10 protein-coding genes are annotated in these 11,803 nt (G+C 69.2%); 8 read left to right on the forward strand and 2 right to left on the reverse strand.

What is annotated here, in order from left to right:
- A partial coding sequence (locus ACFU6I_RS35450; RefSeq protein ID WP_384374506.1) for a helix-turn-helix domain-containing protein occupies positions 1-740 on the reverse strand: 740 nt, incomplete at its 3' end.
- Positions 741-1,118: 378 nt separating this feature from the next.
- Entirely contained in the window at positions 1,119-4,526 is a 3,408-nt protein-coding gene (locus ACFU6I_RS35455) for a S8 family serine peptidase (RefSeq protein ID WP_384374509.1), read from the reverse strand.
- Positions 4,527-4,840: 314 nt separating this feature from the next.
- Between ACFU6I_RS35455 and ACFU6I_RS35460 the strand changes: the two genes are divergently transcribed.
- The 8 genes from ACFU6I_RS35460 to ACFU6I_RS35495 all read left to right on the forward strand — a co-directional run bounded on the left by ACFU6I_RS35460 (position 4,841) and on the right by ACFU6I_RS35495 (position 11,801).
- On the forward strand, positions 4,841-5,797 hold the full coding sequence (locus ACFU6I_RS35460; protein WP_384374512.1) for a GlxA family transcriptional regulator: 957 nt from the start codon (positions 4,841-4,843) through the stop codon (positions 5,795-5,797).
- A 136-nt stretch (positions 5,798-5,933) separates the two neighbouring features.
- Positions 5,934-6,656: an IS6 family transposase gene (locus tag ACFU6I_RS35465; RefSeq protein ID WP_384374516.1), complete on the forward strand. Its 723-nt coding sequence runs from the start codon at positions 5,934-5,936 to the stop codon at positions 6,654-6,656.
- Positions 6,657-6,721: 65 nt separating this feature from the next.
- Positions 6,722-6,976, forward strand: a complete 255-nt coding sequence (locus ACFU6I_RS35470) for an integrase core domain-containing protein (protein ID WP_384374594.1) — start codon at positions 6,722-6,724, stop codon at positions 6,974-6,976.
- A gap of 610 nt (positions 6,977-7,586) precedes the next feature.
- Positions 7,587-8,315, forward strand: a complete 729-nt coding sequence (locus ACFU6I_RS35475; protein WP_384374519.1) for an SDR family NAD(P)-dependent oxidoreductase — start codon at positions 7,587-7,589, stop codon at positions 8,313-8,315.
- A 42-nt stretch (positions 8,316-8,357) separates the two neighbouring features.
- Positions 8,358-8,846, forward strand: coding sequence for a 2,4'-dihydroxyacetophenone dioxygenase family protein (locus ACFU6I_RS35480; RefSeq protein WP_384374522.1), 489 nt, complete (start codon positions 8,358-8,360; stop codon positions 8,844-8,846).
- A 98-nt stretch (positions 8,847-8,944) separates the two neighbouring features.
- On the forward strand, positions 8,945-9,982 hold the full coding sequence (locus tag ACFU6I_RS35485; protein ID WP_384374525.1) for a LysR family transcriptional regulator: 1,038 nt from the start codon (positions 8,945-8,947) through the stop codon (positions 9,980-9,982).
- A 187-nt stretch (positions 9,983-10,169) separates the two neighbouring features.
- Positions 10,170-10,829 (forward strand): RraA family protein, encoded by a 660-nt coding sequence (locus ACFU6I_RS35490; protein ID WP_384374529.1) that lies wholly within the window; start codon positions 10,170-10,172, stop codon positions 10,827-10,829.
- Positions 10,830-10,832: 3 nt separating this feature from the next.
- Positions 10,833-11,801: a sugar kinase gene (locus ACFU6I_RS35495; protein ID WP_384374532.1), complete on the forward strand. Its 969-nt coding sequence runs from the start codon at positions 10,833-10,835 to the stop codon at positions 11,799-11,801.
- Positions 11,802-11,803 lie beyond the last annotated feature (2 nt).

Here is an 11,803-nt window from a genome sequence, read left to right on the forward strand (position 1 = left end):
TCCCGGATCAAGAACCGCGCTCGGCAGCCCGCGTCCTCGAGGTCCATGACGAGGTTCTTCGCGGCCTGGACCACCCAGGCCGCGGACGGGTGAGCGGTGGCGCCCAGGATACGGACCCGGCGGTTGGCGTGCTTGATCACCGCGAACACGTATAGCCGCACCCCGGGCAGGGTGACCGTTTCGAAGAAGTCGCAGGCCAGCAGGGCGTCGGCCTGGGAGCGCAGGAAGTCGCCCCAGGTGCCGGAGCTCCGTTCGGGCGCCGGGTCGATCCCGGCATCCTTGAGGATCTCCCATACCGTGGAAGCGGCAACCTTGATCCCCAGCACGAGCAGCTCACCGTGCACTCTCCTGTAGCCCCAGCTGGGATTTTCGCGCGCCAGGCGCAGCACCAGGGCTCTGATCGAGTGCACGGTCCGTGGCCGACCCGGGCGCTTCGGCCGAGACCGGGCCGCGTGGCGGCGTGCGACCAGGTCGCGATGCCATCGCATCACCGTCTCCGGGCGCGCCAGCAGCCGCATCCTGCGCAGCACATGCCGTGGCAGCCGATGCGGCAGCGCCGCCAGGAACGCCCGGTCGGTCGGGGTGAACCGCACCCTCTGCTTGCCGAGTTGGCGTTCCAGCACCGTGATCTGATGACGCAGGGCAAGGATCTCCGTGTCCTTGCCCCGGGCGCTCATCGGCAGCAGGCGCAGCAAGGCGAATGCGTTCGTCACGCCCAGGTAGGCCAGTCGCAGCAGCACGGTCGATCATCATGCCGCGCTGATCGACAGCCACGTGAGGGTGCCGGCGCGAGCGGCCACGGTCGACATCCCGCACACCGGCTACCACCAGGGCGGATGAGATTTCGGCAAGGGCAGGCGCGGCTGCGACGGCGGTCAACTCCCGGCTACCGAAACGCCACTTGCGTGCCCGCAACGGCTCCACGCTGGTCACCGTCGTCCAGGTGCCGGACGATCCCTCCGACGAAGATCCCGCGCCGAGCGGTACGAGCTTCTGAGCCGGCGTCGCACGCAGCCCGACCGCCCGCCGGTCCGCGCGGCGGGCTCATGCCCTGCCGCGCGGACCTCTCCGTCACATGGTGCGGTGGACGCCGATCACGTGGTGCGGGTAGGCGTCGCTCACCTGGTGCGGTAAGCGTCGGTGATCGTCTGGGTGAAGGCGTTGTCCTGCCGGTCCCGGACCTCGGCCCGGAAGGACACCGAGCCTCCGGCGGCCGGATTATGCACAGTCACCTTGCCGTTTCGCACCGCGAGCCGCTGCCAGGACTTTCCGCCGTCGTACGAGACGGACACCTTCAGCGTCGCCAGGTCCTGGTCCGTGGACGAGCCCTGGACCGTGACCGGTACCGACTGACTCTTCCCCGCGGTGGCCGTGGAGTCGAGGGCGAGCTTGGGCGTGTACCGGACCACGCTCGCCGGAACGGCCGTGGCCCCGGTTGTGTGGCCGGAGGTGAAATCGGCCTCCCAGGTGACCGTGGAACTCGTCGCGGAGACACCGGCCTTGGCACGGCTGACCGTGGTGACGAGCCGGTACCTGGCCTTGTCCGGCGGCAGCCGGAAGGTGGCCGAGTCCAGGACGTTGTCAAAGGTCGCGTACTTCTCGCCGTCGCGGTAGAGCGTGGTGGACGCCGACTCGGCGTCGTACAGGCTGCTCCCGCTGTGCCCCGCGCCGTCGGCGAAGGGCGTGATCCTGCCGGTGAGGGTGTCACCGTCACGGACCAGACCCGGCTTGTCGCCCAGCAGGGGGCCGAAGGCGCCGTTGTTGAACGTCTCGCTGTACTTCTGTCCGGCGCGGTACACCGCGGCGGGGGCACTGTACTCGGCCTGTGCCTTGCCAGTGGTGCCGTTGATCTGCCGGAAACTGCGCTGCCAGCGGTAGCCGCCCTGGAGGTAGACCGTCCGGTCGCTCGGCAGACCGGAGAAGAACCCCACGGCCGCGGCCCCTGGAACGTCCGCGGGGAGCGTCCAGTCGGCGCCCTGAGCACCCTCGGCCGAGCCTCCCAGGTCCGTCGTCAGCTTCGCGAGCTCCTTCCACGTCACATGCTGGGTGTGGCCGGTGTAGAAGCCCCCCTCGTGGGTGTCCGCGATATGGAACTCCGTGTTGCCGTCGATCCAGCGCGACACCAGGTACGAGGTCACCTCGTCCGCCGGCGGCGGAGTGCCGATCTGCGCCAGGCCGATACTGCCCGTGGCGTCCGGGAGCAGACCGAGACCACTGGTGCGGACGGTCCCGTTCTCCTTCACCGCCGTGTAGAGAATCGTCGAGTAGTGCTTGGCGTTCGGGTCGGGCAGCGACAGCTCGAGCGGCTTGGCCTGCCGCGCGTCGAGCTCGATGGTCATGTCCTTGTCGATCTTGAGCTTCGGAGCGGAGAGCAGGTCGAAGCCGTCGGCCGGGGAGCCCCCCACGAAGAACTTGCCGACCAGGTTGTAGTCGCCCTTGGGCACGCGCATCTGCGCCATGCCGTCGGTCCCGGTGACGAGCTGGAAGTTGTTGTTGTCCAGGCCCGTGAGCCAGGCGTTCCAGAACAGGGGCTCGGGCTTGTTGCCGTCCCGGTCGGTGGCCTCGAAGGTAATGTCGTAGACCTCCGCCTCGCGTTCCAGACCGCCCAGGCTGCGGACGGTCTGGCCATCGCCCGACGCGGTGACGGTGACGGTGTACGCGCCTGTGGTGTCACCTCCCAGCCGGGTGTCGGCGGTGACGTCGACCGACGCCGTGCCGCCCGCGGGCACGGTGACCTGATCGGCGCTCAAGGTGAAGAAGCCCTCGGGTGCTACACCCTGAGGCCCCGTGGTGTCGGTGGACAGGTCGAGGGCCACCGGCTGCGTGCCACTGTTGCGGTAGGTGATCGTCTTGGTGAGCGGTTCGTCGTCCGTGTGCGGAAAGCGCACCCGGCCGAAGTTGATCGAGCCCGGCTCGGAGATCACGGTCTGGCGGACCGCCCGTGCCACGTCGACACGTCCGCTGCCCTGCTCGTACGCGGTGTAGTCACCCTGCTCGGCCGAGCCCATGAGCGCCGCCTTCAGCTGCGCACCGCTCCAGTCGGGGTGCTGCTGGGCGAGCAGCGCCGCCGCACCCGCGACGTGCGGGGTGGCCATGGACGTGCCGTCGAGCGTGACGTAGCCGGGGGCCGGGTGCGGCTTGTCGGCCAGGGTACCCGCGGCGTTCGCCGCGGTGATGCCCACCCCGGGCGCCGTCACATCGGGCTTGATCCCGCTGTCCTCCAGCCGCGGACCGCGGGAGGAGAAGGAGGCGAGGACGTCCTGCTTGTCGACCGCGCCGACGGTCAGCGCCCTCTGGGCGGTGCCGGGCGTGCCGACAGTCTTGCTGCTCGGGCCCGAGTTGCCCGCGGCAATCACGAACAGCGCCTGGTCGGAAAGCCTGTTGACGGCGTCCTCGAGCGGGTTCGGGCCGATGATGTCCGGTGAACCGAGCGACATGCTCACGATGTCGGCGCCCTGCTCGACCGCCCACTCCATGCCCTCGATGATCCCCGACTCCAGGCCGGAGCCGCTGTCGCCCAGCACCTTGCCGTTGAGCAGCTCGGCACCCGTCGCCACGCCCTTGTAGCGGCCGTCCGACGCCGCGCCGGTTCCGGCGGCGGTGGAGGCGACGTGCGTACCGTGGCCCTGATGGTCCTTCGCGTCCACCGAGGGCGTGAAGTTCTTCTCGGCGACGACCTTGGATTCCAGGTCCGGGTGGCTGGTGTCGATACCCGTGTCGAGTACGGCTATTCGCACCCCCGTACCGTCATATCCCGCCTGCCAGGCCTCCGGGGCGCCGATCTGCGGAACGCTGGTGTCCAGCTGGGCGCTCATCACCCGGTCCAGGCTGATGCTCGCCACGCCGGCGGCGGCCTGCAGCCCCGGGGCGGCGGCCTCGGACCCTGCGGCCCCCGTAGCTCCTGCGGCGGAGGAGCGGAGCTGCGCGGTGGCGGAGCGGGTGAGCGACGCCCATACCGCCGAGGCGTCCTCGGCCGGCACGGTCATGGCCTCCCCGTGGACCGCGTCGAGCCGGTGGACGGGCGCGTCGGTCGCCGCGAGCAGCGACTGCGGCGCGGCCGAGCGGGCCTTGGTGTTGGCCTTCGCGTAGTGGTCCTTGCCGTAGGTGACGATGATCGGCACGCCACCGCCCGTCAGTTCCCGGTACTCGGGCCTGCTCAGTTCGGTGACGTCGAACAGGCTCATGTCCAGGGTGTGCGCGGCGAGCATCGCGTCGGCGTCCGCCGGAAGCACGTAGGTGTGGCCGCCGATCTCGCTGATCTGCATGGGCACGGAGGTCCGGCCCTTGGCGGGCAGCACGCCGGCCGCCTTGCCGTGGGCGTCCACCATCACCCGGTCACCGGTGATCAGGGTGACCTCGTCCTTCGGCTGGGCCGACGGCAACGGCGAGGCGCCGGACGGGTCCGGCGTCGGCGCCGGTGTCGCGCTCGCGGTGTCCAGGCCCGCGGTCATGCCCACCATCAGGGCCAGGGCCGTCGCCGCAACGGCGGCGACGGGTCTGCTCCGGGTGGAGCGGGTTATTCGCACAGTGGCTTCCCTTTGTACTTGACTGCCCCCGGCCGCGGAAGAATGCGCCGGAGGCAAATGCCATCGTCAAGATGTCGACTAGGACTTGCAAAGAAATCTGAATGTCAGTTAACTCGTACGTTCACCAGCTCGTTGAGGATCGTCGGGCACCCGCCTGGGCGCTGACACGTTGTTGGGTAGGTGGTTTTCTGACGGTGCGTCAGAGTGTGACGGCCTGTGCTCAGGCCGCGGTGGGTCGGCTGGTGACTCCGGTTGTGCGTGCGAGCTCAGTGAACGCGAGGAGCGTCACAGCCGGAAGTGGCAGTATTGACAGCGTGCGCAAAAAACACGCCACCCATCGCGTCGCTGTTGTGACCACCCCGAACGCCCCCTTGTTCGAGATCGCCGTACCCTGCGAGATCTTCGGAATGCCCCGCCCCGAGCTGATTGACCCGCCCTATGAAGTCACGCTGTGTGCCACGGTTCCCGGCGAGAGAGTCGGCAGTGGGTTCACCCCGGATGCCACGACGTTGGACGCGCTGGAGGAAGCTGACACTGTCGTCGTCCCCGCCTGTGCGGACGTGGACGATGAGGCCGACGAGGATCTCGTCAGGGCACTCAAGGCGGTAGCTGAGCGCGGCGCCCGCGTCGTGGGACTGTGCTCGGGGGCCTTCGCCCTTGCCGCAGCGGGGCTCCTCGACGGAAGACGGGCCACGACGCACTGGATGTACGCAGACAAACTCGCGCGACGTTTCCCTCTGGTTCAGGTCGACGCGGCCGTGCTCTACACGGCCGAGGGGAACATCTTCACGTCAGCGGGGACAGCAGCGGCCATCGACCTGTGCCTCGAACTCGTGCGCCGTGACCACGGCGCCGCGGTCGTCAACGAACTCGCCCGACGTCTGGTGGTCGCTCCTCACCGAGGGGCCGATCAAGCACAGTTTGTCGCGGCGCCGGTGCCGATCGAGACGGACTCCAGCCTGGGGCCCATTCTCGAATGGGCAAGGGAGAACCTCCACCAGCCGCTCAGGCTGGCGGACCTGGCCGCCCGGGCGCACATCAGCCAGCGAACCCTCATCCGCCGCTTTCAGCGCGAGCATGGGCTCCAACCCAGCCACTGGCTGAGGGAGCAACGCTTGCGCCGGGCTCAGTCTCTCCTCGAATCCACACAGTTGTCGATTGAGGAGGTGGCCGCACAAAGCGGCTTCGGTACACCCGCCTCCATGCGACACAACTTCGCCCGATTCCTGCACACATCGCCGATCGCGTACCGCAATTCCTTTGCCAAGTAGGTGACCTCGATACTGGTGCCATCGGGGTCAGTGCCGTACGAGATGCTCAGCACAACTCTGATAGGCGTTGTCAGGTTGTTGTGGACCCTGCCGGGATGACCTTCGGGTTGGCCTGTCGGGGTCGGGGAGGGGCAGCGTGGAGACCGGAGCGGCGCCGTCGTACAAGGGGTTCCGGTTCCCGGCGGAGATCATCGCGCATGCGGTGTGGCTGTACCACCGCTTCCCCCTCAGCTACCGCGAGGTCGAGGAACTGCTGCTCGCCCGCGGGATCACCGTCTCCCACGAGACGATCCGTCAGTGGTGTGCGCACTTTGGACCCCGGTACGCGGCCGGGCTGCGTCGTCGCCGGCCGCGGGCCGGGGACAAATGGCACCTCGACGAGGTTTTCATCAAGATCAACGGGGTGCGGCACTACCTGTGGCGGGCCGTCGATCAGGACGGCGACGTCCTGGACATCCTCGTGCAGTCGAAGCGGGATGCGAAGGCCGCGAAGCGGTTCCTGGCCAAGCTCATGAAGAAGCAGCGCCGGGTACCGCGGGTGCTGGTGACCGACAAGCTCCGCTCCTACAGCGTCGCCCACCGCAAGCTGATGCGCTCGGTCGAGCACCGCTCCCACAAGGGCCTGAACAACCGGGCCGAGAACTCCCACCAGCCGACAAGGCAGCGCGAACGCGCGATGAAGCACTTCCGCTCACGCCGCGCCGCCCAGAAGTTCCTCGCCGCCTTCAGCCAGATCTCGCCCCACTTCCGACCCCGCCGACACCTGATGGCCGCGTCCGAGTACCGCGCCGAGATGACCGCCCGCTTCACCACCTGGGAGCAGATCACCGGCATCGCCGGCCTGCCCGCGGCAGCCTGACCGGCAGGCCTCCACCCGGCCCCACCACGCCCTCGACACCCCCACCCCGAACAAGTTGACAACGCCTGAACGCCCACGCCGAGAGATTCATTCGCAGCGTCCGGGCCGAGTGCACCGATCGGCTCCTGATCTACAACGAGCAGCACGCCCGGCAGGTCCTCGCCGAGTACGCCGAGCGCTACAACTCCGGAAGGCCGCACCGGGCCCTGCAACTGCGAGCCCCTGCCGACGACCCGAACGTCATCCCGTTCCCGGCGCAGCGCGTCCAGCGTCACAATGTCCTCGGCGGACTCATCCACGAGTACAGCGATGCATCCTGACGGAGAACTTTCTCCGGGGGCGGGTCTCGTCAGCGCTTGCTGATGATGTTGATCGTGACGGGGGGCGGCTCCTCCGATGAAGCCGATGGCCGCCACGGCAGGGGTGGCCTCCGTGTGGCCGGTGAGGGCGAGCACCAGGGCGCCGCCCGCCGACAGCAAAGCTGCCTGTACTTGCTGTCGCGGTCACGGAGGAGAAGGCGCAAAGACTCCATGCGTCTGCCCCGATCGGTGGCCAGGTTCCGGGCCTGCTGCACCGCCCAGTCGCGGGTGGGGCGGACGGTGACGCCTGCGATGTGCAGGTGAGTATTCATCAATTCCATTGAAAGCAGTAAGGGAATTGCCCGCCTTCGAGCGGCGGCGTCCTGTCCGCGGAGCAGGGCGCGTAGCAGCCCGCCGCTGATGCCGCCAGGCGTCGTCATAGGTCCATGGTGACCGGGAGCGCAGAGCGCAGCTGCGGCATGCCGGTGATCGTGGAGCGGCCGGCCGCGGCCAGCGCCGCAGGGGCATTCGAATGGCCCTTATTCCCGTCCCGGATGAGAACTGACGGCCGTCGCCCCGCCTGTGTTCAATCGGTCCATGGCATCCGAGCCGAACACTGGAGGAGACGGCCGTGCACGATGACCGCGTGGCAGGGCCTGGGGGACGGACCGTGGTGGTGATCGGCGGCACCAGCGGGATCGGCGCCGCGATCGCAGGCCGCTTCGCCGCCGACGGGGACCACGTCATCGCCGCTGGACTCGACGCCGCGAGAGCCAGGCGCGAGCTGCCCGGCCAGGTGCGGACGGTGGACCTGGACGTCCGGCGGGAAAGCGAACTGCGTGCCTTCCTCGACACGTTCGAGGAACTGCACGTCCTCATCAACGCCGCCGGCGTCATCGCGCGGGGCCGGGAGTTCGACTCTGAGGTGTTCGCCGACGTGGTCGGGGTCAACCTCACCGGAACCATGCGCAGCTGCCTCGCCGCCCGCAAGGCCCTGGCCGACTCGGGCGGCTGCATCGTCAACATCGCTTCCATGCTGAGCTTCTTTGGCGGCGGCCGGGTCCCGGCGTACAGCGCCAGCAAGGGCGGCGTCCTGCAGCTGACCAAGTCCCTCGCGGTGGCCTGGGCGGACGACGGGATCCGGGTGAACGCCGTCGCACCGGGCTGGATCCGTACCGGGCTGACCCGCGAACTGCACGAGAGCGCCGAATCGAACCGCCGCATCATCGACCGTACGCCGATGGGCCGCTGGGGCACGCCTGCGGACATCGTCGGCGCTGTGTCGTTTCTCGCTGGCCCCGACGCCGCATTCGTCACGGGTGCCGTGCTGGCGGTGGACGGTGGATATCTGGCTGCCTGAGCCGAATCCCGCTCCCTGAATTCCCGGAAAGGACCGATGTCCATGGTCATCATTCCCGCCTCCTCCGCCGTACCGCCGGAGATCGCCGTGGCCGCCGTACCCGACGACGACCGGGTCTGGGTGCCGCAGGCGCCGAACGTGTGGTTCCGCCCGCTGCTGTTCAATACCGTGACCGGGCAGTGGTGCAATCTGCTCAAGGTGACCGCCGCCGGCATCGTCTCCCGGCATCGGCATCCGGGGGTCGTCCTCGGCTATGTACTCAAGGGCAAGTGGCAGTATCACGAGCACGATTGGGTCGCCGAGACCGGCCACTTCGTCTATGAGCCGCCCGGCGAGATCCACACGCTGGAGGTGCCCGCGGACTGCCCCGAGATGATCACGTTCTTCAACATCAACGGCGCCATGGCGTACGTCGACGAGAACGGCGAGCAGACCGGCTACGAGGACACCTTCACGAAGATCGACATGTGCCGGACGCACTACGCGAAGAACGGTCTCGGGGCCACCTATGCCGATCAGTTCATTCGCTGATGGCGCCTCAGGAACCTCACGAGAAACAACCTGAACCATTCAACTATCGGTGCGCCGAGGGTAACGTTCTCGCCGATCTCGGTGATCGGAGGACAGCGATGGACCTCAACAGCGTGCACCACTACCGCATCGACTGGATCGCGAGCTTCGTGGCGGTGGCGCGCCACGGCAGCTTCTCCGCCGCCGCCCGGGCCCTCTACCGCTCCCAGCCCCGGGTCAGCAGCCATGTCGCCGCCCTGGAGCGGCTGGTGGGCTGGCGGCTGGTGGACCGCTCCGTGCAGCCGTCCATCCTCACCCCCGAGGGGCGCGGACTGTTGCCGCACGCCGAGGAGATCATCCGCCGACTCGATCTGCTCGCCGAGACGGCGGAGGGGGCGGTGTGCGGGACGGTGCGACTGGGCTGCTATCCGAGCGTCGCGACGTACCTGTACCCGCGGGCGGTACAGGCGCTGCGGGCCACCCATCCGCAGGTGCGCCTGGTACTGCACGAGGGCTCCAGCCTCGAGCTCGGCACGCAGCTCGCGGACGGCGGCGTCGACCTCGCCGTACGCCCGTTGCATCCGCTGGTCAACTCCGACCGGGTGGCGAGCGAGGTGCTGTGGCGCGAGCCGCTCGTCGCCGTGTTCCGCGCCGACCATCCGTTGGCCCGCATAAGGGAGGTGACGCTGGCTCAGGTCGCCCGGCTGCCGGTGATCAGCATCGGGGAGAGCGACGACGGCCACAGCCGCCAGTACGAGACCAACCTCGCGTTCGCGAACCACGGGCTGCACCCCGTGATCAGCGAACGCACCAACCAGCCGCAGACGCTGATCTCCCTGGTCCGCCACGGCCTGGGAGTCGGCATCACGAACGCGCTCGCCATGACCACCGCCAACACCGACGGCGTCTGCCTGGTCCCGCTCGCCGACGCGGGCTGCGAGCGCGTCGTCGCCGCCTGGTGGCGGCTGAGCGAGGGTCCGTCGCCCGCCGTGGAGGCGGTACGGGACTGCCTGAGCCGGCTCTCCCCACCACAGTGGCCGTGGCCGGACGAGGCCGAAGACCGGACCGACACAGCTGAGGGACAGCCGGACACAGGCGAGGACCTGACGGAGACCTCACCGGCGTCCTTGCCCTCGATCTTGCCTTACACCGGATAGCCGCTGGCATCCGCTTGTCGAATACCCGCATACGAGCTCCAGCCTTAACCGTTCCGACAACCCGCTTCTACGGTTTCCCTGGCCGCGTCACCGGACTGGTCACGCCCTGACAGAAATTCGCCTCCGGAATGCGGCGCCTGGCGCAGAAAGCCCTGCCGAAAGCCTTGCAGAGAAACGGAGCCACGACATGACCACGACGCTTTCCGCCGACACCATTACCGCATTCCGTTCCATCGCCACCGCCTCAGTGGCCGACGCGGTCGAACTGAGCGGTCGCCGCGGCTATCTGTCCGGTGGGATCCGGCAGATGCTCCCCGGCACGGGCCGGCTCGTCGGCCCGGCGGCCACGGTGCTTGAGGTGCCGTCGCCCGATCCGGCCCCGCCGGCCCACGCGTTGCGTGCCATCGACGAGTCGGAACCGGGCAGCGTCGTCTGCATCGCCGCCGGCGGCGCCGACGTGGCCGTATGGGGCGGACTGATGTCGGCCGGGGCGGTGGCCAACCGGGTCGCCGGCGCGGTGCTCGACGCAGGTGTTCGCGACATCGAGGAAATCAGCCGCGACTACGCAGACTTCCCCATCTACGCCCGCGGCAGCGTGCCCGCGACCACAGTGGGCCGCTACCGCACGGTGTCCCTCAACGAGCCGGTGGAGATGGGCGGCGTGGCCGTACGCCCCGGTGACCTCATCGTCGCCGACACCGACGGGGTGGTGTGCGTGCCCTCGGACAGCGTCGCCGAGGTGCTTCGGGCGGCGCTGGAGATCGAACGGCGGGAGCGGGAGCAGACCGCGCTGATACTCGAGTCGGGTTCGCTGCGCGGCGGCATCGAGAAGCACGGCCGGATCTGAGCCGTGGACATCCTCGCGGTGGGTGAGCCGCTCCTCGAGTTCAACGCCCGGATCAGCGGTGCCCGGCCGGTCCAGGGCGACGACACGTTCACCCTCGGCTACGGCGGTGACACCTCCAACTTCGCCGTCGCCGCGGCCCGTTCCGGCGCCCGTACCGGCTATGTCACCCGGATCGGCGACGACGACTTCGGTACGGCGTTGCTGCGGCTGTGGGAGCGGGAGGGGGTGGGCACCGAGCACGTCGTGCGCGAGGCCGGCGGACGGACCGGCATCTACTTCAACTCCCGTACGGGGTCGGAGAGCAGGTTCACGTATTTCCGCGCCCACTCCCCCGCCAGCCGGCTTGCCCCGCAGGACATCCCGGCCGACGCCGTCCGCGGGGCCCGCCTCCTCCACCTCACCGGCATCACTCAGGCGATCAGCCCGTCGGCCTGCGACGCGGGCTTTCACGCGATGGAGCTGGCCCGCCGGGCCGGGACGCTCGTCAGCTACGACCCGAACCTCAGGCCCGCCCTCTGGCCGGCCGAGCGCGCCCGTGCCGTGATCATGCGCGGCGTCGAGCTCTGCGACATCGCGCTGCCGAACCTCACCGAGGGCCGGGCCCTCACCGGGGAGGACGATCCCAAGGCAGTGCTCGACGCCTTCGTACGGCGGGGCCCGGCCACCGTGGTGCTGAAGATGGGCGCCGAGGGCGCGCTGCTGGCCCACGAGGGCACGGTCACCCGCATCGCCCCGCACCCCGTGCGGCAGGTCGACCCCACCGGGGCCGGCGACACCTTCGACGGCGCCTTCGCCGCCCGGCTGCTGGACGGCACTTCCGTGCCCGAGGCGGCCCGTTACGCGGCGGTGGCGGCGGCGCTCACCACGACCGGCCCCGGCGCGGTCACCCCGATCCCCCACCGCGACGCCGTCGAGGCTCTGCTCGACGGCGGCCGCCCCCCTGTCCGACCGTCCAGATCGATCAGGAGATGAGT

The organism is Streptomyces sp. NPDC057486, assembly GCF_042802415.1.
GTDB lineage: Bacteria > Actinomycetota > Actinomycetes > Streptomycetales > Streptomycetaceae > Streptomyces > Streptomyces yanii.

Bases quoted from the DNA above. Each gene is read 5' to 3' on its own strand.
- ACFU6I_RS35480 (WP_384374522.1), top strand. From the start codon at position 8,358: ATGGTCATCATTCCCGCCTCCTCCGCCGTACCGCCGGAGATCGCCGTG.
- ACFU6I_RS35485 (WP_384374525.1), top strand. From the start codon at position 8,945: ATGGACCTCAACAGCGTGCACCACTACCGCATCGACTGGATCGCGAGC.
- ACFU6I_RS35490 (WP_384374529.1), top strand. From the start codon at position 10,170: ATGACCACGACGCTTTCCGCCGACACCATTACCGCATTCCGTTCCATC.